Genomic DNA, 22,987 nt, shown 5'->3' with positions numbered 1-22,987 from the left:
CCGGGTGCCGGGCCGACGGGATTCGAACCCGCGGGACGACTGGGAGAGAGGACCCTCTCCGGCGTCCAGCCCCGTCACGCAGGGTCCTCTGGGTGACGGGGTCGCAATGGGCCGCTCTGCCACAGCCCGGCACCCTTCAGGAGGGCACCCTCCTGATGCGGCGATCATAGAACCCCAAGAGCCCACCTGACGCCCGGGACCGCCAGGTCCCTGCCCGGCGGGCAGCACGGACGAGCCCCGGCCGGTGAAGCGGCTGCCGGCTCCGGCCGGGCCCGGGGTGCGACGGGGGCGCACGGGCGGGCCCGGCCGGGTGGCGCGCAGGCCGCCGCAGGGGGTGCGCGGCCGCTGCGCCCGGCGGCCCGTCGGTGCTGTGGTGGGGCTGCCGTTGCGGCGACAGTAGTCGTCTGGGGCAGTGGTGACCAGGGCTTTGACGTGCGTCTTTTCGGACACGAACATGCCATCTACGCCTGACGGTTGACGTATCGTCGCCCGCACCGCACCGTCCGCCCGCTGGAGTACGGGCGGAGCGGGCCGGCGGCGGATTCCCCCTCCGCCCCCAGCCCGCTCCCCGGTGCCCCGACGACGACCGCCCGAACCCGGCGGACCGGGCCCGCGACGGCCGTTGGAGGTGCGCTGACCGGGCCTCAGTTGTCCTGGGTGCTGTCCGCGTCGGCCTCGGCGGCCGCGCTCTCGGCCGCGTCGAGCTTCTGCTGCATGTCCTGCACCTGGGCGTTGTCGGTACCCGCGCCCGGGTGTGCGGCCTTGGGGCCGCAGGCGCTCAGGGCCAGCACCGCCGCGGTGACCAAGGTGACCACGAGGGCTCCGGCGTGACGGCCCGTCACTTGGACTTGGCCGAGGCGCTGGGCTGGGCGGCGCACCAGGTGGCGACCGCCTTGAGGTCGTTCTGGCGGGTCTGCAGGGTGGGCACCATGCTCTTGCGGTGGGTCAGGCGGTCGTTCAGCAGGGTCTGGATCTCGGTGTGGCCGGCGGCCTTGGCGTTCGCCACCCGCTGCTCCATCCGGGCCACGGAGCCGACGACGGTCGCGTCGCCGTTCAGCCGGGTCAGCGCGGCGGCGACATGCTCCTGGGTCTTGGGCAGCCGCTTGCAGATCGACTTGGCGCCGTCGCCGGTCGGGGCACTGGTGGGCTTGGTGTCCGCCTGCGCGGGCGCGACGGCGAGCAGGCTGCCGGCCAGGGCGAGGGCGGCGACGACGGCCTTGCGGTTGCTGGGCATGGCTGGATCTCCTTCGGTGACTGGTGGCCCCCGGTCCCGAGGTCACGGGTCCGGGCCAGGCCGGTCAGGAAGGTAGCGGGGCTTCTTGTGGAATTCCTGTGAGCGCGACGCGTGCTCAGCGCCCCTGATCGGCCGTCAGCCAGTCCCGCCGCGACGGCATCTGCCCCGGCACCGTGGACGCACCGTCCCGCAGCAACGGCAGCCGTACCTCGAACCGGGTCCCCACCTCCCCTGGCCCGGGCCCGGCGGTGACCGTCCCCCGGTGCAGCGCGGTCTGCTGGGCCACCAGGGTCAGGCCGAGGCCGGATCCGGGGCTGTCCGGCCGCCGGTGGAAGCGGGTGAACACGGCCTGCCGCAGCGCCGGTTCGATCCCGGGCCCCATGTCGTCGACGGAGAGCACCGCGGCCCCGCCGTCGGCCCGCAGCCGCACCGCGACGGTGCTCGGCTCGCCCGGCCGGTGACCGTGCACCACCGCGTTCCCCAGCAGGTTGGCGAGCAGGATCCGCAGGCCGCCCTCCCAGCCGTACACCCGGACCTCCGAAGGGACATCGGTGGTCAGGAGCACCTCGGGGTGGTGCCGGCGGAGCTCCCCCGCCGCCTCCTCGACCAGCTCCGCGAGGTCCAGCGGCCCGAAGGCCGAGGCCTCCACCAGATCGCCCTGGGCCAAGGTGCGCAGGGCGGTGAGGAGCTCCTCCAGCCGGCCGTGGTCCGCCCGGAGGTCGCGGACGATCTCCGCGCGCTCGGTGGGCGGCAGGTCGGGGTGGGCCGCGAGCACGTCGAGGTCGGTGCGCATGCTGGTCAGCGGGGTCCGCAGTTCGTGCGAGGCGGCGGAGGAGAACGACCGGGCGGTGTCCAGCGCGTGGGCGGTCCGGGCCGCCTGTTCGTCGTAGCGGGCCAGCAGGGTGCCGATGGCGGTGGCGAGTTCGTCGACCTCGGCGATCCGGCTCCGGCCGGGCGCGAAGGCCGCCGCACCGGCCGCCGGGTCGAGCCCGGCGGCCCGGCGGCTGAGCCGGCGGATCGACAGGGTGGCCCGGTCGGCCAGGGCGAGGGCGAGCAGTCCAGAGACCGGCGCGGCCAGCACGGTCACCAGCAGCACCCGCCGCCGGACGGCGGCGAGTTGGGGTCCGTCGGCGGCGGCCGGGGCGATCAGGGCCAGCGTGCCCGGCACCGCACCGTCCACCTGGACGGTCAGCACCCGCCAGGCGCTTCCGTGTTCGCGGACGGTGACCGGCCCACCGGGCCCGCCCGGCAACCGGGCCGGGTCGATCGGGGAGGGGCCGCCCGCCAGCACCACGGCGCCGTCCGCGGCGGTCACCCGCACACCGGAGTCGAGCGCGTCGCCGAGCACCTTGCGCCCCTGGTTCTGCTCGGCCCTGGGCCGTCCGTTGTGGTCGGCGGCCAGCAGCGCCCGGGCCGAGGGCAGCACGGCGGCAGCCCGCTCCCGCAGCCGGGCGTCCTGCTGGCCCCGCAGGTCCTTGTTGACCAGTCCGAGCAGCAGGCCGCCGGCCCCGAGCACCAGCAGCGGCACCATCACCGCCACCGAGAGCGCGATCCGGGTGGAGAGCTTCACCGCCCGCCCTCCTCGACGGGCAGCCGCAGCACGAACCCGACGCCCCGCACGGTGTGGATCAGGCGCGGCCGTCCGCCCTCCTCCAGCTTGCGGCGCAGGTAGCTGACGAAGGTGTCGACCGCGTCGCTGCGCACCTCGAAGTCGTAGCCCCAGACCCGCTCCAGCAGGGTGTCGCGGCTCAGCACGATGCCGGTGTTCCTCACCAACTGCACCAGCAGCTCGAACTCCCGCCGGGTGAGGCTGATCTCGGCCGTCCCGTGGTGCACCTGCCGGGTCTCCTGATCGATCGTCAGCGGTCCGGAGCGCAGGGTGGCGGACGGCGGCGCGGGCCGCCGCCGCAGCAGCGCCCGCAGCCTCAGCACCAGCTCCTCCAGGGCGAACGGCTTGACCAGGTAGTCGTCCGCACCGGCCTGCAGCCCGCTCACCCGGTCTGCGGTCTCGTCCAGCGCGGAGAGCATCAGCACGGGCGTCTCGTCACCCCGCCCACGCAGCTCCCGGCACACCTCGGTCCCCGACGGGCCCGGCATCGAGACGTCCAGCACCACCGCGTCGGCCGGCTCCCCCGCCAACAGGTCCAGCGCCTCGGGCCCGCTCCCGGCCGTCCGGACAGTGAACCCACTGAGCCGCAGCCCGCGCTCCAACGAACGCCGGATCGCCGCATCGTCATCCACCACCAGCACCCGTCCGGCACCCATCGGCTCTCCTCCGCTCCCGCCACGAGGCGCCCACGCTCTCACGCCTCCCCTCACAACGGCAGCCCGGGGTGCGCAGCCCGTCGATCCCCGCAGCAGGCCCGAGAACCGGTGGCCCGGTGGCCCGGCCCAGGCACGGCTCCGTCAGCGTCGGTCGGCAGGCCGACTCGCCGCCGGCGGTGAGTCCCGTGCTGTCCGCATGCTCGTTGAAGCGCTCAGGCAGGTACCGATGAACGTGCCGGGATGTACGCGGTGCGAGAATCCGGTCGTGTCTGAGGAGCTGTCGCGTTGGTACAAGGGGCGTTTGGTCTGCGGCCCGTTCAGAGCGTTTGAGATGACTGAGCTGGAGGCTCTCGAACGAGAGGTCGGGCTGCCCTTGCCGGCGTCGTATCGTTCGTTCCTGCAGGCCGCAGGTGGGGCGAGCCTCATGTATTCCGTTCGCCTGCCGGCCTGCGAGCCGGAACCGCTCCAGGGCTTCGACGACCTGCACCGGCTCGGCCGCGACGAGGGCGGCGAGTACGGCTACGGCACCCTGCTCGGTGAGTACCGTCGGCTCTCGGGCTGGTGGCTCGCGCGCGAAGTCTCGCTCTCCGGTCTGCTGCCCATCGCTCGGAACGGCGGCAGCGACACCCTGTTCTTGGACCTGAATCCTGCGGCACATGGCCAGCTCCATGCCTTCGTCCACGGCATTCCCTGGCCCGAGCGGCTGCAGCAGGGGGTATTCACCAAAGCTGCCGACGACTTCGATGCCTACCTCGCCGCACTGGTCATCGACCCTGAATTGGCGGCAGATACCTGGGCCGACGTGGTCGAGAGCGACCCCTCCGATCCTTGGCGCACTACCGTCGAAGCCTGGCTCGACAAGGAACTTCCCGGCTGGCGCGCTGAGCCGTGGGCGGCGGAATGCACCTGAACTGCGTTCTCCTGCTTGGTGGTTGATCAGGCGACGTCGGTGTCGCGTTCGATGGCCATGAGGCGGTTCTTCAGCCGGCAGCTGGGGCCGTCGATAGAGATCACGTCGCAGTGATGCAGGAGGCGGTCGAGGATCGCGGTAGCGAGGACGTCGCCGAGGACCTGACCCCACTCGCTGAAGGTCTTGTTCGAGGTCAGGATGATCGAACCCTTCTCGGAGCGCTTGGAGATCACCTGGAAGACCAGGTTCGCCGGGACGCAGACATCGCACGCGGTTAGGCGTCAAGCGAGGCTTGAGTGCGGGGTGCGGATGACGCTTTGACGGTGGTGAATGTGATGATCGCCCCGGTGGGCAGGAGCACGCTGTACCTCGACTTGGGTGGTTCGGATGGAAACGTGGCAGGACCTCTCGGAGGTGGTGGCCCGGCGACTGGCGGCCGCGTCGTCCAGTGAGTGCAGGGTGTTCGCGGCCGGTGTCGCGGAGCGGCTGTTGGGGGCGCACGAGGAGCTGCCTGGACATGAGCAGGCGCCCTTCACCTTGAGCCTGCGTCCGCTGCTGAACGCCGTCTGGGAGGGCGCATTGGGTGACACGACGGCCTTCAAGACCGTCACCCGGGCGATGGCCGAGTTCATGCTCAGCGAGCACTGCCACAACGACGGCCAGGACGGCCCGGACGACGCCAACGAGGACGCGGCCGCGAGCGTCCTGTTCGCAGCGAACACCTACCTGTACGGAATCGCCGAATTCGCCGTCTGGGCGAGCCGCCGCGCGGTGGACGTCGTTCACCGCCGCATCGAGTCACCCACGACCGAGCAGCTCGCGGCGCACATCTACGACGGTGCGCCGCTTCCGGACCTGGAGGAGGCAGTGGTCCCGGACCTGCTCGCAGAACTCCGCCGCCAGCTGGGCGACCTGGACCTGATCGCGGGCCGTGCAGAGGATCTTCGCTACGCCCAGCTGGGACTCCCGATCGACCTTTCGATCCGCCTGCGGGTCGAGCTGCGCGATCCGCTCTCCGTACGGCACTGAGCGTCCAGCGCCGGACTCGCCAGGTCGACGCCAGGTCAAGCGGCGACGGCGTGTTCCAGCGGGGTGGCCGTGGGGAAGGCGGTGTTCTCGTCGAGGGGTTCGTGGTGCTGAAGGCAGGGGTGGAGTTGTCCGAGCAGGCGGCTGAAGAGGTATTTGCGATTGGGGCTGACCAGGACTGCGCGGCACCGGCTGGAGATCGCTTCCCGGATTCGTCGTGGTCGTTTCCCGCCCGGCCGGGGCGTCCGCCGTCCGTCGGATCCGGTTGATCCTCCTCACCTTGGCTGACACGATCGTCCAGCGGTGAGCCCAGAACATGTGGTCGGTCGGCGCGTCCAGAAGGCGAACTGCCGTGCGCGGCCCGCACGCGATGTCTGCAGCGAGCCAAGCCGAACAAGAGCCGTCAGCCGAGCAGGGGAAGCCTGATGATCGACATCGTCTCGAAGCTGTCTGCGCTGCCCAAGGCGGAGCCGTTCCCAGGGCTTCCGAACGCCTGGGAATGGTCCCCCTCTCCGGTCTTCAGGCTGATGGCGATGGCCGGCTCGGATGGTCAACACGTCTTCAGGCTCAACACCAAGGGCTCGTATGACGCCGATCTGTGCCAGGCGGTCCTGGAGTTCGTACGAGAGCGGGAGTCCGAGGCGATCGAGCGCGCGGAGCCTCTGATCGCTCTGCCCGGGTTCTCCTGGCCTGGCCGGGACTTCGACGTCGTCGGACGGCTCAGGCCAGAAGCGCACAACCTTCATGCGGACGACCCAGAGCTCCATGAATCTGTCCTCGTCGTCTTCCCGGCGTATTCCACCGAGATCTCCGGGGTGGAGACGGTCGAACAGGCTGCGGAGCGGTACCGGCGGATGCTCAGGACCCCGGATCTGAACCGGGGCCCTAGTCCGTACGTACTGATCCGCTTCGACAACCCCAAGTCTGGAGCGGGGACGACCGGTGGGCTGCCGGTCTTCACCTCGCCCGACTATCTGGTGCATGAGCTGCGTGAGCTGGAGGGTGTTCCGGAGGGCCATCTGGAGCTGTGGACCTATCGGAATGAGCAATGGTGCGTTCGTTGGGAGGACGGGTGGATCGTCACCGCTCGCGATGGCGAGATCAGAATGTCGGCGGATGAGGTCACCTCCTGGGCAATGACCACCATCTCTTGAGCCTGCTGAGAGACGGCGCCGGCCACTTCGGCACGCACGTCGTCGCGCCGGGCAAGGGGCGATTTTCGGCGTGCTCGCCTGCTGGCATCGCGTCACCCCGAGTCGAGATACCAGCGCACTAATGCACGCCCAAGGCAGTCAACACGACTCTCACTCCCGTGCCACGGACACCGACCGCTTGACGGTCAACCACGTGCGATGCCTGGGCACATGCCTGTGCTGGCCCAAACAACGCCAGATAACCGCAGTGTCTTGTGGTGCGGCAGCTTCGACAGCCGCAAGCCTTGGCGGAAGCGCCGGTCGTCGCGGACCGCGTGTCAACGCTCCCGCAGAGTTGACCCTCTCCCAGTCCGGTACTTTTGACCCCCGGTGAGCTGTCGCGGTCAGGCCGAGGCGCTGTCCGCCGCCCATTCAGGATCCCCGCAGGCCGGGCAGTCGCGTTCGTCGAGCGAGTCCGTGTCGACTGGGTGCCCGCAGTAGTCGCAAGGACGCGTGTCCTCATCAGTTGCCCGCTGATCAGCGGTGTCGTCTTCCATGCGGTCAGCGTCTCAGATGAATGTGTGTCCGAGCTGGGGTGGCTCAGCCGTGGCTGGCGCGGTCCTTGGCCAGGAGTTCACGTCGTTGGCGGGTGCGGTAGGAGTCGCCGGTGAGGGTGAGGACCTCGGCGTGGTGGACGAGGCGGCCGATCATCGCGGCCGCGACGACGTCGTCGGAGAAGGTCTCTCCCCAGCGTCCGAAGGGTAGGTTCAAGGTCACCATCACGGAACCCTGTTCGTAGCGCGACGCGATGAGCTGGAAGAACAGGTTCGCGGCGTCCTGGTCGAACGGGATGTAGCCACTGCGTCGATGATGATCAATTTGTAGCGGCGGATCTTCTTCAGCTCTGCCTCCAGCCGGCCTGAGTGGTGGGCCTCGGCGAGGCGGGAGATCCAGTTGCTGGCGGTGTCGAACAGGACCGAGTAGCCGGCCTGGGTGGCTTTGACGCCCAGGCCGATGGCCAGGTGTGTCTTCCCGATCCCGGGCGGCCCGAGCAGGATCACGTTCTCCGCCTTCGCGACGAACGTGCCGGTCGCCAGGTGCGCGAGGACATCGCGGCGAGGGGAGGGCAACTGGGCAGGAAAGGTCGGCGGAAACCTCCACGAGATCGCCTGGGAATTCACCGGCGCTCCAGGCCCGGACGGACGGCCGGATGACAGGAGCGTCGCACGGTTCTAGGAGCTCGTGACACGACCAGGGCATCGGCTCGGCACTGGTGGGCCTGGCCGAAAGAGTGCTCGACGGAACGGGGTGACGGCCCGTCCGAGGATCCTCCGCACCGGATCCGGCCGGCCGACAGTTGTCCTACGCGCCCGTCTCCCCCTCGGCCGCGGCCCGGGCGCGGCGTCGGCCCAGGACCGTGCACCCCACGGCCACCAGGCCGATGGCCACGACCCTGGCGGCCTGGTAGTAGCCGGATGCCAGGTTCTCCGGGGTGCCGGGCAGTCTGAAGGTGACCCACACCACCGCCGCCAGGCCGACCACGACCAGCGCGACCGATCCCACCGTTCCGAGCTCTGCCCACCAGGGCCCGAAGTCGTGGCCCCGCTCGTCGGTCTGCTGGGGTTTCTCGTCGGCCATGCGCCGTTCTCCTTGAGGGTCGTAGCGGTCGGGAGGAGAGACGCCGCAGCGGCTCGCGGGGTTCACCGTAACCGGCGTCAGCGGCGGCGCCACTGACGGGCGATCAGCCAGACCAGGTAGAGGCCGCCGACCACGCCGGTGAAGACGCCGACCGGGAGCTGGGTGGGGGCGAGCAGGCGTTGGGCGGCGAGGTCGCTCAGCGCGAGCAGGACCGCGCCGAGCAGGGCGGAGGCGAGCAGGTTCGGGCCGGTCGCGCGGGTGAGGCGGCGGACGGCCTGCGGGGCGATCAGGGCGACGAAGGGGATCGGGCCGGCGGCCGCCGTGGCGGCGGCGGTGAGGGCGACGCCGACCAGCACGACCCCCGCCCGGACGGGCTCGGCGCGGATGCCGAGGGCGGTGGCGGTGTCGTCGCCCATCTCCAGCAGGCGGAGGGAGCGGCCGAGCACCAGGGCGGCCGGGAGGAACACCAGCAGGACGACGGCGAGCGGGCCGCAGTGCTCCCACCCCCGGGCGTTCAGGCTGCCGGTGAGCCAGACCGCCGCGCTCTGGGCATCGGTGAACGAGGCCCGGGCGATCAGGTAGGCGTTCAGCGAGGCGAGCAGCGAACTCACGCCGATGCCGACCAGGACCAGGCGGTAGCTCTGGGCGCCGCCCTTCCGCGCCAGCAGGTAGACCGCGGCCGAGGTGACCAGCCCGCCCACCACCGCTCCCCCGGCCACCGAGGCCGCGCTTCCGCCGATCACCAGGATCACCGCGAGCGCGCCGGTCGCCGACCCGACCGTGAAGCCGATGACGTCGGGACTGCCGAGCGGGTTGCGGGCCAGTGTCTGGAACAGCGCCCCGGCCAGGCCCAGCGCCGCGCCGACCAGCAGCGCGGTCAGGACCCGGGGCAGCCGCAGCTCGGTGACGACGTACCGGGTGCCGCGCGGCCCGCTGCCGAGCAGCGCGTCCAGCACCCCGGAGACCGGGACCGGGAAGTCACCGACCGTCAGGGCCCAGACCGCGCAGGCGGCCAGACCGAGGGTCAGGAGCACGCAGACGACCACGGCGCGCGGGTGCAGGCGGAACGAGAGGCCGCGTGGGAGGCGGAGCGAGGCAGGGGCGTTCACAGCTGGGCGATCCTCCGGCCCCGGACCAGGGCGATGAAGAGCGGGGCGCCGAGGAAGGCGGTGACCACGCCGACCTGGAGTTCGGCGGGGTGCAGGACGAGCCGGCCGAGGATGTCGGAGCCGAGCAGCAGGACGGGGGCGAAGACGGCGGAGAGCAGCAGGACCCAGCGCTGGTCCGCACCGGCCACGTAGCGGGCCAGGTGCGGGACGGCCAGGCCGACGAAGGCGATCGGGCCGACGGCGGCGGTGGCCGCGCCGCAGAGCAGGGTGATGGCGAGCAGGCTGAGCAGCCGGGTGCGGAGCGGACGGGCGCCGAGGGCGTGACCGGTCTCGTCACCGAGGGCCAGGACGTTCAGCGAACGGGCCAGCAGCAAGGTGATCAGGGCCCCGGCCGCCAGGAACGGGAGCACCTGGCCGAGCACGGCGGCGTCCAGGCCGCCGAGCGTGCCGACCTGCCAGTAGCGGAAGCGGTTGAGGGTGAGCGGGTCGAGCAGGATCAGGCCGTTGACGAAGGCGGTGAGCACCGCCGTGACGGCCGTCCCGGCCAGCGCCAGCCGGGCCGGGGTGGCGGAGGCCCGGCCCCCGGAGCCGAGCAACTGCACCACCAGGGCGGCGATTCCGGCTCCGGCCAGCGCGAACCAGACGAAGGAGTGGAAGCCGCGCAGCCCGAACAGCGCAGTCCCGGCCGCGACGGCGGCCGCCGCTCCGCCGTTGACCCCGAGCAGTCCGGGGTCGGCGAGCGGGTTGCGGGTGACGGCCTGCATCAGGGTGCCGGCCAGGCCGAGGGCGGCGCCGATCACCACGGCCAGCAGGGTGCGGGGGATCCGGGCGTGGTGGACCACGATCCAGTCCTCGTCGGTGGGCTGACGGTGCAGCAGCACGTCGAGCACCCGGGCGGGCGGCACCCAGCGGGCGCCGACCGCGATCCCGGCCAGCATCAGCAGAACGAGCAGCGCCAGCCCGCCGAGCAGCCAGCCGACCCGCCGCCGGGTGGACTGCCCTCGCCGGGCGGCAGCAGCCCGTCGCGGCGGGGCCGGGGCGGTGAGGGTGTCGGTGCTCATGCGGGTCCTAGGAAAGTGCGGGTCGGGCGGCGGACTCAGGCGTGCTCGTGCTCGTCGTCCTCGTGGTGGTCGTGGTTGGCGGTGCCGCGCTTCCAGTAGCCGTCCACGTCGACCTGCTGCTTCAGCAGGCCGCGGTCGTTGCGCAGGTGACGGCGGATCGGCTTGAGGGTGTTGGCCTCGCCGGCCACCCAGCAGTAGCCCAGCCCCTCGGGGAGGACGGCGGCGCGGATCGCCCGCTCCAGCAGGTCGGTGGTACCGGCGGGGGCGGTGCCGCGGTGCAGCCAGGTCATGGTGAGCTCGGTGGCGGTCTCGAAGACCTGCTCGTCCTCGGGGCCGGGGACCTCGGCGAAGGCCAGCACCTTCACCCCGGCCGGCAGCATCTCGATCCAGCGGGCGAGGGCCGGCAGGGCGGTCTCCTCGGCGGCCAGCAGGTACCAGTCGTGGACGAAGTCGATCACCTCGGAGCCGCGCGGCCCGAAGACGCCGAGCTTCATCCCGGGCTCGGCCGAGGCCGCCCAGGAGGATCCGACGCCGGTGCCGTGCAGCACCATGTCGATGTCCAACTCCTGCTCCGCCCGCCGGTAGTGACGGATGGTGTAGTCGCGGGTGAGCGGCTCGGACATGCCCTCGGGGGCGTCCACCCAGGTGTCGTCCACCACCACCGGCTCGACCGGAGCAGCAGCCCCCTCCTCCGCGAAGCAGAGCTTCACGTGGTCGGTGGGCTGCTGCTCGCAGAAGCCCTCCAGGGCCTCGCCGCCGAAGGTGACCCGCACCGTGCCCGGGGTGACCCGGAGCACCCGCTTCACTTCCAGGAACCGGTACTTGAGCGGGTGCCGGACGATCCGCAGCCGGGGCGGAACGGTCACGGCGGGCACGGCGGCTTCGGTGGTCATGGTCGGCCCGTTCGGTGCAGGAGTGATCAAGTCAGCTTAGGCTAGCCTAACTTACTCCCGAAAGGCCAGCCCCGGCGGGCTGCCCGGCCGAGGGCCCGTCGGCGACCACCCGCCCGCCGTCCATCCGCACCACCCGGGGCAACCGCGCGATGGTCTCCGGCCGGTGCGCGATCACGATCAGCGTGCAGTCCGCCCGCAGCTCGTCCAGCGCGTGCTCCAGCCGGGCGGCCGTCGCCGGGTCGATGTCGGCGGTGGCCTCGTCCAGCACCAGTACCGCCGGATCGGCCAGCACCGCCCGGACCAGGCCCAGGATCTGACGCTCCCCCGCCGAGAGGTTGCCGCCGCGCTGGCCGACCTCGGCGTCCAGGCCGCCGGGCAGGCCGGCGATCCAGTCGGCCAGGCCGAGCCGCTCCACCGTCCGCTCGATCTGCGCCCGCGTCGGCGAACCCTGCACCAGGGCCAGGTTCTCCGCCACCGTTCCCGTCACCATCCGCACCTCCTGCGGCACCAGCACCACCCGACGCCGCAGTTCGGCCTCGGGCACCTCGCGCAGGTCCGTGCCGCCGAAGCTCACCGTGCCGCCGTCCGGCGCGTAGAGGCCGCAGAGCAGCTTGGAGAGGGTGGTCTTGCCGGAGCCGGTCTCGCCGACCACACCGGTCCGGCTGCCGGCCGGGAAGGCGAGCGAGACGGCGTGCAGGGTCCGCCGGTCGGCGCGGTAGTGGTAGTCCACCGCCTCGCAGCGCAGCTCGCCCCGCTCCGGCAGGGAGACCGGGCCCGACGGGCCCGACGGGGCGGTGGCGTCCAGCAGTTCGAGCAGCCGGGCCAGGCCGGTCTTGGCGCCCTGCACCTCGCCGACCAGCTGGGAGAGCTCGGTGAAGGAGTCGAACAGGTTCCGGCTGGCGAGCACGAAGACCACCACCGTGGGGAGGCCCATCAGGTCCTGGGTGACCATCCAGCCGCCGACCGCGAGCAGCACCACCAGTGCCAGTCCCTCGACCAGCGAGACCAGGTCGATCCGGTTCTCCACCAGCAGGGCCCGCCGGGCGGCGGTGACGGCGTGGGTGTTCTCCCGGTCGAAGCGCTTGGTCCAGCCGGCCAGCCCGCGCGAGGTCTGCAGCGCCTCACGGGCCGTCAGGGTCTCGGTGAAGGTGGCCGCGACGGCGGCCTCGGCCTGGGCCTTTCCGCCGAAGGCGGCACCAGCGTCGCGCTGGAACCACCGGGTCACCAGCAGGGTCAGCGGCAGGAAGACGGCGAGCTGCAGCAGCAGCATCACCCAGGAGTACCCGGCCAGCAGCACCACGGTGAAGACCAGGGTGGCCCCGGAGGAGACCAGGTTGCGCAGGTGCAGCCGGACGAAGGCGGCCAGCGCGGCCACCTCGCCGGTGGCCCGGCGCAGCAGCTCGCCGCTGCGGTGGGTCTCCAGGAAGCGCAGCGGGGCGGTGGCCAGGTTCTCCACGGCCCGCTCGCGCAGTGAACGGACCACCTCCTCGCCCGACTTGATGAGCAGCAGCTCACCGACCCGGGCCAGCGCGAGCTGGGCCACCGCGGCGATCACCAGCAGCGTCACCGCGAGGCCGAGCAGCCGGCGGTCGTCGTCCGTCAGGGCCTTGGTCGCCAGGCCGACCAGCGGGGCGACGGCCACCAGGGCGGCCGAGTCGGCCAGGCCGACGCCCAGCGCGATGCCGAGCTTGGTGCGGTGCGGCCGCAGGTACGGGGCCGCGCGGCGCAGTACCTGCTTCTGGTCGGCCTCGTCCTTCAGCACGGGCTGCTCAGCCACGGGACACCTCCTCGGTACGGTCCTCCGCCTCGGCGGAGTGGAGCGGGGCGGCCAGCGTGACCACCCGGTCGGCGGCGGCCAGCACGGCGGAGCGGTGGGTGCAGAAGACCACGGTGCGGTCCTCGGCCCAGACCTTCAGCCGCTCCAGCACCAGCTCCTCCGTGCTGGTGTCCAGGGCGGAGGTGGAGTCGTCGAGAAGCAGCACCTTCGGGTCCCCGAGCAGGGCCCGGGCGATGGCCAGGCGCTGGACCTGACCGCCCGACAGGGCGGTTCCCCCCTCGCCGAGTTCGGTGGCGTAGCCGTCCGGCATGGCGGCCAGCTGGTCGTGGATGCCGGCGGTCCGGCAGGCCTCGACCAGCGCCTCCTCGGGCAGGTCGCGGCCGAGCCGCAGGTTGTCGGCCACCGTGCCCGAGAGCAGCACGGGGCGCTGGGCCACGTAGGCGATCCGGGTGCGGACCTCGTCCAGCATCACGTCCCGCAGGTCGGTGGCGCCGTAGCGGACGGTGCCGGTGGCCGGGTCGTCCAGCCGGACCAGCATCCGCAGCAGGGTGGACTTGCCGGAGCCGGTGGCCCCGTCGACCGCGAGGAACTCGCCGTGCGCGACGGTGAGGTCCAGCGGAGCGAGGATGGCGCGGCCGTCCCGGACGGCGCTGACGCCGGTCAGGGTGAGCGCGCCGGTGGCGGGCAGCGGCTTCGCGGCGCCGGGGGCGGGCTCGACCACGGTGGGGAGGATGGAGAGCGCCTCGTCGATCCGGGCGGCGGCCACGTCGGCCTGTCCGCGCTCCAGCAGACGGTCCACCAGGACCCGGGTGGCCAGGGTGATGATGGCCATCCAGGAGATGAAGGCGAGCAGCGCGCCCTTCTTCAGCGAGCCGTCGAGGACGGCGAGGCCGCCGATGCCGACGCCGGCCGCGACCGCGATCCGCGGGACGAACGGCGCCGCGGCCGCCCAGCCGGCCTCGACCCGGGCGGCGATCACGGTACGCCGCTTCACCTCGGCGCTGACCAGGTGGTGACGGTCCACCAGGGGGCGGTGGCCGCCGGTGCCGCGCAGGCCGGTGCCGACCTGGAGCAGGTCGGCCACCGCGTCGGCCCGGTCGCCGTGCGCCGTGGCCAGCTCTCCGCTGGCGGCGGCGAAGCGCTTGGGGAAGTACAGGTTGACCCAGACCAGGAAGGGCAGGGTGGCCAGGGCCACCAGCAGCAGGCTGACGTCGGTGACGGCGAGCGCGGGCAGCACCACCACGAAGGTGGTGGCCAGCACCACCCAGATCGCCAGGCCGTGCACCCACTCGCGGACCAGGTCGGTGTCCCGGGTGGCCCGCATCGAGAGGTCGCCGTGGCCGCGCGAGGCGAGCGCGCCGCGGTCGAGCGAGGACAGGTGGCGCAGCAGGCGCCCGCGCAGGTCGGCGCCGACCTTGCAGTCCGCGTAGGCGGAGAGGAACTGCCAGCCGAACAGACCGGCGAACTGCACCACGGTGGTGGCCAGGGTGGCCACGCTCCAGAACAGCAGGGTGCCGCTGTCGTTCTTCTCCAGGCCCTCGTCGATGGCCTGCTGCACGCACCACGGCACGGCCAGCAGGGCGAGTTGGCGGATCGCGGCGGCCACCATGGCGGCGGCCACCAGGCCCCGGTGCGGGCGCAGCGCGCCGCGCAGCAGGGCGCGGGCCCGGCGGCGGCGTTCGGGCGAGAGCGCGGCGGGGTCCAGGTCCTCGTCGGCGAGGTCCTCGGCGGTCAGCCCGCCGGGGTCGGCCGGGGCGATCTGATCGGTGCTCAACTGGTGTCCGTCTGTTCGGGATCGGAAGTGGTCCGGGGCGGGGGCGGTGGCGCCTGGCTCACCGCCCCCGGATGCCACGGATCAGGCGGAGGCGGCCTCGGTGCGGGCGATCAGGCTGGCCGGGCGCATGTCGGTCCAGTGCGCGTCCACGTAGTCGGTGCAGCCCTGGCGGCTGTCCTCGCCGTGCACCACGGTCCAGCCGGCCGGGACCTCGGCGAAGGCGGGCCAGAGCGAGTGCTGGTTCTCCTCGTTGACCAGCACGTAGTACTGGGCGGCGTCGTCCTCGAAGGGGTTGGTCGAGCTCATGGGGTTCTCCTCTGTGGGTGGAAGGGGGTGAGTGGGTGTCAGGACTGGCAGGTCGGGGCGTCCGCCACCGGTCCGGCCAGGAGTTCGGCGAGGGCGGCGACGGTGGGCCGGGCAAGCACGTCGCCCAGGCAGAGGTCGTTGCCCTCGAAGTCGGCCCGCAGGTGCTGGAGCAGCGCCATCGCGAGCAGGGAGTGGCCGCCGAGGTCGAAGAAGTTCTCGTCGATCCCGAGGTCCGGCAGCCCGAGCACGTCGGTGAAGGCGGAGTGCACCAGCACCTCGGCGTGGGTGCGCGGTGCCCGGACGGGGCCGGTGGCGGTGAAGTCCGCGCCGGTGGGCGCGGGGAGGGCCTTGCGGTCCAGCTTGCCGTTGACGGTCAGCGGGAGCGCGTCCAGCACCACGAACGCCGACGGGACCATGTAGTCCGGCAGACGCTCCGTCAGCATACGACGGACGGCGGCGGTTTCCACCCGCGCCCCGGTGGCCGGCACCAGGTAGGCGGCCAGGCGCTTCACGCCCGGGGCGTCCTCCCGCACCACCACGGCGGCCTGGGCCACCGTCGGGTGGAGGGCCAGGGCGTCCTCGATCTCGCCCGGCTCGACCCGGTAGCCCCGGATCTTCACCTGGTCGTCGACCCGGCCGAGGAAGTCCAGCAGCCCGTCCGGGCGCCAGGCGACCACGTCGCCGGTCCGGTACATCCGCGCGCCGGGCTCGCCGAACGGGTCGGCGACGAAGCGCTCGGCGGTCAGGCCGGGGCGGTTGAGGTAACCGCGGGCCAGGCCCACACCGTTGACGTAGAGCTCACCGGGGACGCCGACCGGCACCGGGCGGAGCGAGCCGTCCAGTACATGGGCCCGGGTGTTCCAGATCGGACGGCCGACGGTGGCGGTGTCCGAGTCGAGGGTGCCGCCGCCGAGGGTGTTGATGGTGTACTCGGTCGGCCCGTAGAGGTTGTAGCCCAGCACGCCAGGGGTGTCCCGCAGCTTCGACCACAGCGTCTCGGCCACCGCCTCACCGCCCAGCAGCACCAGGGCCGGCCGGTGCCGGTCCTCGTCCAACAGGCCCTGGTCGACCAGCGCCTGGGCGTAGGACGGGGTGACGTTGATGACGTCGATCCGGTGCTCGGCGCAGTACGCGGAGAGCGCCTCGGCGTCGCGGCGCAGCGCCTCGTCCATCACGTGCACCTCGTGGCCCTCGACCAGCCAGAGCAGCTCCTCCCACGACATGTCGAAGGAGAACGAGACCGTGTGCGCGATCCGCAGACGCCGTCCCCCGGCCAGCGCGACCGTCGGATCGAAGATCGCTTCGCGGTGGTTGAGCTGCATGTTCGTCAGACCCCGGTAGGGGGTGACGACGCCCTTGGGGCGGCCGGTCGAGCCGGAGGTGAAGATGACGTAGGCGGCACTGTCCTGATCGACCGTCACGCCCAAGGCCTCGGAGGACAGCCCGGCCAGCTCGGCCGCCACCGCCTCGTCGTCCAGCAGCACCGTCGCCGCGTACGCGGGCATCCGGGCCAGCGCGGTGGAGTCCGTGACCAGGACGACCGGGGCGGTGTCCTCGACCATGAAGGCCAGGCGGTCCTTCGGGTAGTCCAGCTCCAGCGGCAGGTACGCCGCACCGGTACGCAGTACCGCGAACAGGGCGGCCACCATCTCCAGCGAACGCGGCAGCCCCAGGGCCACCACCTTCTCCGGCCCGGCCCCGCGCGCCGTGAACAACCGCGCCAGCCGGTTCACCGTCGCGTCCAGCTCCGCGTACGTCCACGAGCGCTCGCCGGAGACCAGCGCGGTCTCCGTCGGGACCTGTGCGGCCCGCTCGGCCAGCAGGTCCGCCACCGTGGCGTCGGGGAGCTCGCGGGCGGTTGCGGCCCACTCCCCCAGCACCAACTCCTGCTCACGGACCGTCAGCACGTCCAGTGACCCGATCCGGCGGGCCGGGTCGGCCGCGACCTGGGCCAGCACCGCGAGCAGCCGCTCCACCAGCGCCTCGGCGGTGCCCCGCTCGTACAGATCGGTGGCGTACTCGAAGGCGATGTCGATCTGCTCCTCGGAGGAGATCTCCTCGAAGTTGAAGTCCAGTTCGAACTTCACCGCGCCCAGCTCGAAGGGCAGGATGCGGCTCTTCAGACCGAGCAGGCTGCCCTCGCCCCCGGCGCTGTGCTGGTAGCCCAGCATCACCTGGAAGAGCGGGTGGCGGCCGGGCACCCGGGGCGGGTTGACGGCCTCCACCAGGCGGTCGAAGGGGAGGTCCTGGTGGGCGAAGGCGGCCAGGTCGGTGTCCCGGGTGCGGGCCAGCAGCTCGCTGAAGGTCGGGTCGCCGGCCAGGTCGTTGCGGAGCACGACGGTGTTGACGAAGAAGCCGACCAGCCCGTCCAGGGCGTTGTCCGAGCGTCCGGCCACCGGGGCGCCGAGCGGGATGTCGGTACCGGCACCCAGGCGGTGCAGCAGGGTGGCCACGGCGGCCTGGAGCACCATGAAGGTGGTGGTGCCGGTGGCCTGGGCCGCGGCCCGCAGGCCGCAGTAGACGGCCGGCGGCACCTGGGCGTACACGGTGTCGCCCGCCAGGCGGGCGGTGGGCAGGCGCGGGTGGTCGGTCGGCAGCGGCAACTCCTCGGGGAGCCCGGCCAGCGCCTCGCGCCAGTAGGAGGCCTGACGCTCCGCCAGACCCGTCGCTCCGTCCAGCAGCTCCTGCTGCCAGAGGGTGTAGTCGGCGTACTGCACCGGCAGCGGCGCCCAGCCGGGCTGCCCGCCGGTCAGGTGGGCGGCGTACGCCTGGTTCAGGTCCTCGATGAACGGCAGCATCGACCACTCGTCACCGGCGATGTGGTGGAACAGCAGCACCACCACGTGCTCGGCCTCGCCCAGCTCCAGCACCGAGACCCGGAGCGGGAGTTCGGCGGCCAGGTCGAAGCCGTACCGGACCTCGGCCTCGACGTCGGCGGTCAGCGTCTCCTCGGTGGAGCGGCGGACGTGCACCTCACCGGCCGGAGCCAGCACGGTCTGGAAGACCCCGCCGTCCCGCTCGGTGAAGACGGTGCGCAGGCTCTCGTGCCGCTCGGTGACGGAGCGGACGGCCGCCCGCAACGCGTCCAGGTCCAGCGCGCCGTTCACCCGGACCACCAGCGGGACGTTGTAGGTGGCGCCGGAACCGTCAAGATTTTGCAGGAACCACATCCGGCGCTGGGCGTGCGAGAGCGGGAGGTCGGCCGGGCGCTCGCGGCGAGCCAGGGCCGGGCGCGGGTCGGAGGTCTCGGTGCGCAGGGCCAGGCCGGCGGGGGTCGGGGCCTCGAAGAGGTCACGGACCGTCAGGCGGGTGCCCAGCGCGGCCTTCACCTTGCCGACCAGGCGGGTGGCGAGCAGGGAGTGGCCGCCCAGCTCGAAGAAGTGCTGCTCGGGGCCGACCTCGGCCAGGCCGAGCACCTCGGCGAACAGGCCGCAGAGCAGCTCCTCGCGGGCGTCGCGCGGGGCCCGACCGGTGCCGGCACCGCCGGTCTCGGGGGCGGGCAGGGCGGCGCGGTCCAGCTTGCCGTTGACGGTCAGCGGGAGCGCGTCCAGCACCACGAAGGCGGCCGGCACCATGTACTCGGGCAGCCGGGCGGCGAGCTCGGCCCGGACGGCGGCCACCTCCACGGCGGCACCGGTGGCCGGCACCAGGTAGGCGGCCAGCCGCTTCACCCCGGGGGCGTCCTCCCGCACCAGCACGGCGGCCTGAGCGACCGTCGGGTGCAGGGCGAGGGCGTCCTCGATCTCGCCGGGCTCGACCCGGTAGCCCCGGATCTTCACCTGGTCGTCGGCCCGGCCCAGGAAGTCCAGCAGGCCGTCGCCGCGCCACCGCACCACGTCGCCGGTGCGGTACATCCGGGCGCCCGGCTCGCCGAACGGGTCGGCGACGAAGCGCTCGGCGGTCAGACCGGGGCGGTTGAGGTAGCCGCGCGCCAGACCGACACCGGCCACGTACAGCTCACCGGGGACGCCCACCGGGACGGGGCGCAGGAAGGAGTCGAGCACGTGGGCCCGGGTGTTCCAGATCGGACGGCCGACGGTCGCGGTGTCGGAGTCGGTCGTGCCGCCGCCGAGGGTGTTGATGGTGTACTCGGTCGGCCCGTACAGGTTGTACCCGAGTACCCCGGGGGTGTCGCGCAGCTTCGACCACAGGGTCTCCGCCACCGCCTCACCACCCAGCAGCACCAGCGCCGGCCGGTGCCGGTCCTCGTCCAACAGACCGCAGTCCACCAGCGCCTGGGCGTAGGACGGCGTCACGTTGATGACGTCGATCGCCTGCGCGTCGAGGTAGTCCGCCAAGCCCTGGGCGTCACGGCGCTGCGCCTCGTCGAGGACGTGCACCTCGTGGCCCTCGACCAGCCAGAGCAGCTCCTCCCACGACATGTCGAAGGAGAACGACACCGTGTGCGCGATCCGCAGCCGACGGCCGCCGGCCAGCGCGACCGTCGGATCGAAGATCGCCTCCCGGTGGTTCAGCTGCATGTTCGTCAGACCCCGGTAGGGGGTGACGACGCCCTTGGGGCGGCCCGTCGAGCCCGAGGTGAAGATGACGTACGCCGGAAGGTCCTGATCGACCGTCACGCCCAGGGCCTCGGGGGACGTCCCGGCCAGCTCGGCGACCACCGCCGGGTCGTCCAGCAGCACCGTCGCCGCGTGCTCCGGCATCAGCGCGGCCGCCGTCGAGTCGGTCACCAGGACGACCGGGGCGGTGTCCTCGACCATGAAGGCCAGGCGGTCCCTCGGGTAATCCAGCTCCAGCGGCAGGTACGCCGCACCGGTACGCAGCACCGCGAACAGCGCCGCCACCATCTCCAGCGAACGCGGCAGCCCCAGCGCCACCACCTTCTCCGGCCCCGCCCCGCGCGCCGTGAACAGCCGCGCCAGCCGGTTCACCGTGGCGTCCAGCTCGGCGTACGTCCACGACCGGGCACCGAAGACCAGCGCGGTCTCACCGGGCACCAGCGCGGCCCGCTCCGCCAGCAGATCCGCCACCGTCGCCTCCGGCAGCTCCCGACCAGTGTCGGCCCACTCCCCCAGCACCAGACCGCGCTCACGCACCGTCAGCACGTCCACGTCGCGCACCAGCAGGCCCGGGTCGGTGACCAGGGCGGTGAGCAGCGCCACCATTCGCTCGGCGTGCTGCTCGACCGTCTCCCGGTCGAAGACGTCGGGGCGGTACTTGAACTCGAAGTCCAGCACCTCCCCGGGGTTGGTGATGAAGATCAGCGGGAGGTGGGTGGCGTCCACGTCCGCGATCTGCCGGACACCGAGCGCGGCCCGGATCCGGTCCCGCAGCTCGTCGTCGGCAGGGGTGTTGCGGACCACCTGGAGGGTGTCGAAGAGCCGGCCGAGGCCGGTGTCGCGCTGGATCTCGCCGAGGCCGGTCTGGTGGTGGGGCAGCAGCTCGGTCTGCTCCCGCTGGAGCCGGGCCAGGAAGTCGGCGACCCGCTCGCCGCCGTCCAGCCGGGCCCGGACCGGCACGGTGTTGAGGAACATGCCGATGGTGGCGTCGATGCCGGGCAGCTCGGCCGGGCGGCCGGAGACGGTGGCACCGAAGACCACGTCCTGACGGCCGGTCAGTCCGGCCAGCAGCAGCGCCCAGGCGCCGGAGACCACGGTGTTCAGCGTCAGGCCGTGGGCCCGGGCGTACCCGGCCAGCCGGACGGAGAGCTCCGGGGAGAGGGCGGCGGTGACCTGCTCCGGCAGCAGGGCGGCGCGCTCGCGGGCCTGCGGGGCCAGCAGGGTGGCCTCCTCCAGGCCGGCCAGCGCGCTGCGCCAGGCGGCCCGGCCCTGCTCCTGGTCCTGGGCGCCGAGCCAGCGCAGGAAGTCCCGGTAGGGCAGGCCCGGCTCGGGGAGCGAGGGACCGTCGCCGGTCCCGGTCAGGCCGAGGTGGCAGCGGGTCAGCAGCTCCTGGAGCACCAGGCCGGCCGACCAGCCGTCCCAGAGCAGGGCGTGGTTGGTGAGCAGGATGCGCTGACCGCCGTCGGGGGCGAGCACCGAGACCACCCGCAGCAGCGGCGGGGCGGCCAGGTCGAAGCGGGTGTGCGCCTCGGCCTCGACCAGGCGGGCGAGTTCGGCCTCGAAGGCGCTCTCGTCCAGCGCCGACAGGTCGGCCTCGGTGAGCGGGACCTCCACCAGGCGCGGCAGGAAGGCGACCGGGCGGTCCAGCGCGTCGGACAGGAAGCCGGCTCGCAGGTTGGGGTGCTGCTCCAGCAGCCCGGCCAGCGCGCCGTGCAGCACGGCGAGCGGGACCCGGGTGGACAGCGAGATGACGTCCCGTGAGGTGTAGACGTCGATGCCCTGGTCGTCGTACCCGGCCTCGAAGAGCAGGCCCTGCTGGAGCGGGGAGACCGGCCAGAGCTCGGCCACCTCCAGCTTGGGCACGGCGGCGGCCGCGAGCCGCAGCTCCGCCTCGGTGGCGGCGGGGAGTTCGGGCAGCTCGGGCCCGGCCTCGGCGCTCTCCCGCCGGTCGGCGAGGGCGGCCAGGGCGCCGGGGGTGCGGAGCTCGAAGACGTCGCGCGGGCTGAGGGCCAGACCCTCGGCGCGGGCGGCGCCCACCAGGCGGATCGAGGAGATGGAGTCACCGCCGAGGCGGAAGAAGTCGGCGTCGGCGCCGGTCTCCGGCAGGCCGAGCACCTCGGCGAACAGCTCGCAGAGCAGCTCCTCGGTCTCGGTCTCGGCGGCCCGGGCGCCGCTCTCGCCGGTGAAGTCGAGGGCGAGCGCGGCCAGCGCGGCCCGGTCGAGCTTGCCGCTGATGTTCAGCGGCAGGGCGTCCAGCACGGCGAATGCGGACGGCACCATGTACTCGGGCAGCCGGGCGGAGAGTGCCGCGTGCAGCTCGTCCGGGGTCGGCGCGACGGCACCGGCGGCGGGCACCACGTAGGCGGCGATGCGGCGGACGGCGCCGGGGAGCACCAGCACGGCGGCCTGCGCGAGGCCGGGCAGCTCGGTCAGCGCGGCCTCGATCTCGCCGGGCTCGATCCGGTGGCCGCGGATCTTCACCTGGTCGTCGGTGCGGCCGAGGTACTCGATCACGCCGTCGGCGCGGCGGCGCACCAGGTCGCCGGTGCGGTACATGCGCTCGCCCTCGGCGAAGGGGTCGGCGACGAAGCGCTCGGCCGTCAGGCCGGGCCGGTCCAGGTAGCCGCGGGCCAACTGCGGTCCCGCCAGGTACAGTTCGCCGACCGCGCCAGCCGGGGCGGTCCGCAGCAGGCCGTCGAGCACGTACGCGCGGGAGCCGCGCAGCGGGCGGCCGACCACCGGCTCCGGGGTGTCGGCCAGGTCGGCGAGCAGGGCGTCGACAGTGGCCTCGGTGGGGCCGTAGTAGTTGAGCGCGGTCAGGCCGGGCACGGCGCGCAGCTCGGTCCAGAGCGGCTCGGGCAGCGCCTCGCCGCCGAGCAGCAGCACCGAGGGGCGGTGACCGCCCGTCAGCAGGCCGCTGTCGATCAGCTGACGGGTGTAGCTGGGGGTGTTGTCGAGCACGTCGATCCGCTCGGAGCCGACGTACGCCACCACGGCCTCGGCGTCGCGGCGGTCGGCCTCGCCGAGCAGGTGCAGCTGGTGGCCGCCGAGCAGCCAGAGCAGCTGGTCCCAGCTGGAGTCGAAGGCGAACGAGGCGGTGCCGAGCACCCGCAGCCGGCGGCCGGCGGCCACCTCGGCGAACGGGCCGCCGAGGTGCTCCTCTGCGAGCGTGCCGAGGCCCCGGTGGGTGATCACCACGCCCTTGGGGCGGCCGGTGGAGCCGGAGGTGTGGATGACGTAGGCGGGGGTCCAGCACCTCGCGCGCCTCGGTCAGGAGGACCGCGCCCGCCGGTGTCGGGCTGACGCCCCGTGGGGAACGGTCCAGCAGGACGGCGCCGAGC

General features: G+C 72.9%; 14 protein-coding genes, 1 tRNA gene and 3 pseudogenes. 3 read left to right on the top strand and 15 right to left on the bottom strand.

The features are described 5' to 3' along the window. Nucleotides 1-7: 7 nt before the first annotated feature. The 5 genes from ACWEPF_RS32165 to ACWEPF_RS32145 all read right to left on the bottom strand — a co-directional run bounded on the left by ACWEPF_RS32165 (nucleotide 8) and on the right by ACWEPF_RS32145 (nucleotide 3,499). Nucleotides 8-129, bottom strand: a tRNA-OTHER gene (locus tag ACWEPF_RS32165). Between the two features lie 515 nt (nucleotides 130-644). Beyond that, on the bottom strand, nucleotides 645-815 hold the full coding sequence (locus ACWEPF_RS32160) for a hypothetical protein (protein ID WP_452175329.1): 171 nt from the start codon (nucleotides 813-815) through the stop codon (nucleotides 645-647). Between the two features lie 23 nt (nucleotides 816-838). Next, nucleotides 839-1,234: a hypothetical protein gene (locus ACWEPF_RS32155; protein WP_452175328.1), complete on the bottom strand. Its 396-nt coding sequence runs from the start codon at nucleotides 1,232-1,234 to the stop codon at nucleotides 839-841. Nucleotides 1,235-1,349: 115 nt separating this feature from the next. Then, complete coding sequence (locus tag ACWEPF_RS32150) at nucleotides 1,350-2,804, bottom strand: sensor histidine kinase (protein WP_452175327.1); 1,455 nt, start codon at nucleotides 2,802-2,804, stop codon at nucleotides 1,350-1,352. Next, nucleotides 2,801-3,499 carry a response regulator transcription factor gene (locus tag ACWEPF_RS32145; RefSeq protein ID WP_452175326.1) on the bottom strand — a complete coding sequence of 233 codons (699 nt, stop codon included), beginning with the start codon at nucleotides 3,497-3,499 and terminating at the stop codon, nucleotides 2,801-2,803. The genes ACWEPF_RS32150 and ACWEPF_RS32145 overlap by 4 nt, the downstream gene beginning before the upstream one ends. Nucleotides 3,500-3,764: 265 nt before the next feature. Here ACWEPF_RS32145 and ACWEPF_RS32140 point away from each other — a divergent pair, with 265 nt between their 5' ends. Next, nucleotides 3,765-4,409 carry an SMI1/KNR4 family protein gene (locus ACWEPF_RS32140; RefSeq protein WP_452175325.1) on the top strand — a complete coding sequence of 215 codons (645 nt, stop codon included), beginning with the start codon at nucleotides 3,765-3,767 and terminating at the stop codon, nucleotides 4,407-4,409. 26 nt (nucleotides 4,410-4,435) lie between these two features. On the opposite strand, the pseudogene ACWEPF_RS32135 reads toward ACWEPF_RS32140, so the two are convergent. Next, nucleotides 4,436-4,660: pseudogene (locus ACWEPF_RS32135) on the bottom strand (ATP-binding protein); the annotation flags it as partial. Between the two features lie 136 nt (nucleotides 4,661-4,796). Here ACWEPF_RS32135 and ACWEPF_RS32130 point away from each other — a divergent pair. Next, on the top strand, nucleotides 4,797-5,438 hold the full coding sequence (locus tag ACWEPF_RS32130) for a hypothetical protein (protein ID WP_452175323.1): 642 nt from the start codon (nucleotides 4,797-4,799) through the stop codon (nucleotides 5,436-5,438). A 422-nt stretch (nucleotides 5,439-5,860) separates the two neighbouring features. Then, the gene (locus ACWEPF_RS32125) at nucleotides 5,861-6,589 is read left to right on the top strand and encodes a hypothetical protein (protein ID WP_452175322.1); all 729 of its coding nucleotides are present in this window, start codon (nucleotides 5,861-5,863) and stop codon (nucleotides 6,587-6,589) included. Nucleotides 6,590-7,168: 579 nt separating this feature from the next. Here ACWEPF_RS32125 and ACWEPF_RS32120 read toward each other — a convergent pair. From ACWEPF_RS32120 to ACWEPF_RS32080, 9 genes and pseudogenes are all read right to left on the bottom strand, one after another. Further along, a pseudogene (locus ACWEPF_RS32120) lies at nucleotides 7,169-7,629 on the bottom strand (ATP-binding protein). Between the two features lie 301 nt (nucleotides 7,630-7,930). Further along, on the bottom strand, nucleotides 7,931-8,206 hold the full coding sequence (locus ACWEPF_RS32115) for a hypothetical protein (protein ID WP_452175321.1): 276 nt from the start codon (nucleotides 8,204-8,206) through the stop codon (nucleotides 7,931-7,933). 77 nt (nucleotides 8,207-8,283) lie between these two features. Next, on the bottom strand, nucleotides 8,284-9,315 hold the full coding sequence (locus tag ACWEPF_RS32110) for a FecCD family ABC transporter permease (RefSeq protein WP_452175320.1): 1,032 nt from the start codon (nucleotides 9,313-9,315) through the stop codon (nucleotides 8,284-8,286). After that, entirely contained in the window at nucleotides 9,312-10,376 is a 1,065-nt protein-coding gene (locus tag ACWEPF_RS32105) for a FecCD family ABC transporter permease (RefSeq protein ID WP_452175319.1), read from the bottom strand. Before ACWEPF_RS32105 ends, ACWEPF_RS32110 begins: the two co-directional genes overlap by 4 nt. Nucleotides 10,377-10,411: 35 nt before the next feature. After that, nucleotides 10,412-11,269: a siderophore-interacting protein gene (locus tag ACWEPF_RS32100; RefSeq protein WP_452175318.1), complete on the bottom strand. Its 858-nt coding sequence runs from the start codon at nucleotides 11,267-11,269 to the stop codon at nucleotides 10,412-10,414. Nucleotides 11,270-11,315: 46 nt separating this feature from the next. Beyond that, nucleotides 11,316-13,046 carry an ABC transporter ATP-binding protein gene (locus tag ACWEPF_RS32095; protein WP_452175317.1) on the bottom strand — a complete coding sequence of 577 codons (1,731 nt, stop codon included), beginning with the start codon at nucleotides 13,044-13,046 and terminating at the stop codon, nucleotides 11,316-11,318. Continuing rightward, nucleotides 13,039-14,820, bottom strand: coding sequence for an ABC transporter ATP-binding protein (locus ACWEPF_RS32090; RefSeq protein WP_452175316.1), 1,782 nt, complete (start codon nucleotides 14,818-14,820; stop codon nucleotides 13,039-13,041). The genes ACWEPF_RS32095 and ACWEPF_RS32090 overlap by 8 nt, the downstream gene beginning before the upstream one ends. An 81-nt stretch (nucleotides 14,821-14,901) precedes the next feature. Next, nucleotides 14,902-15,126 (bottom strand): MbtH family protein, encoded by a 225-nt coding sequence (locus tag ACWEPF_RS32085; protein WP_380149775.1) that lies wholly within the window; start codon nucleotides 15,124-15,126, stop codon nucleotides 14,902-14,904. Nucleotides 15,127-15,164: 38 nt separating this feature from the next. After that, nucleotides 15,165-22,889: pseudogene (locus ACWEPF_RS32080) on the bottom strand (amino acid adenylation domain-containing protein); the annotation flags it as partial. Nucleotides 22,890-22,987: the final 98 nt, after the last annotated feature.

This window comes from Kitasatospora sp. NPDC004289 (assembly GCF_053602875.1).
This window is presented reverse-complemented; position numbering and strand designations above follow the sequence as displayed.

What these genes read in the sequence shown, in the direction of transcription:
- ACWEPF_RS32145 (WP_452175326.1), bottom strand. Translation starts at nt 3,499, where the DNA reads ATGGGTGCCGGACGGGTGCTGGTGGTGGATGACGATGCGGCGATCCGG.
- ACWEPF_RS32130 (WP_452175323.1), top strand. Translation starts at nt 4,797, where the DNA reads ATGGAAACGTGGCAGGACCTCTCGGAGGTGGTGGCCCGGCGACTGGCG.
- ACWEPF_RS32155 (WP_452175328.1), bottom strand. Translation starts at nt 1,234, where the DNA reads ATGCCCAGCAACCGCAAGGCCGTCGTCGCCGCCCTCGCCCTGGCCGGC.
- ACWEPF_RS32125 (WP_452175322.1), top strand. Translation starts at nt 5,861, where the DNA reads ATGATCGACATCGTCTCGAAGCTGTCTGCGCTGCCCAAGGCGGAGCCG.
- ACWEPF_RS32100 (WP_452175318.1), bottom strand. Translation starts at nt 11,269, where the DNA reads ATGACCACCGAAGCCGCCGTGCCCGCCGTGACCGTTCCGCCCCGGCTG.
- ACWEPF_RS32115 (WP_452175321.1), bottom strand. Translation starts at nt 8,206, where the DNA reads ATGGCCGACGAGAAACCCCAGCAGACCGACGAGCGGGGCCACGACTTC.
- ACWEPF_RS32105 (WP_452175319.1), bottom strand. Translation starts at nt 10,376, where the DNA reads ATGAGCACCGACACCCTCACCGCCCCGGCCCCGCCGCGACGGGCTGCT.
- ACWEPF_RS32085 (WP_380149775.1), bottom strand. Translation starts at nt 15,126, where the DNA reads ATGAGCTCGACCAACCCCTTCGAGGACGACGCCGCCCAGTACTACGTG.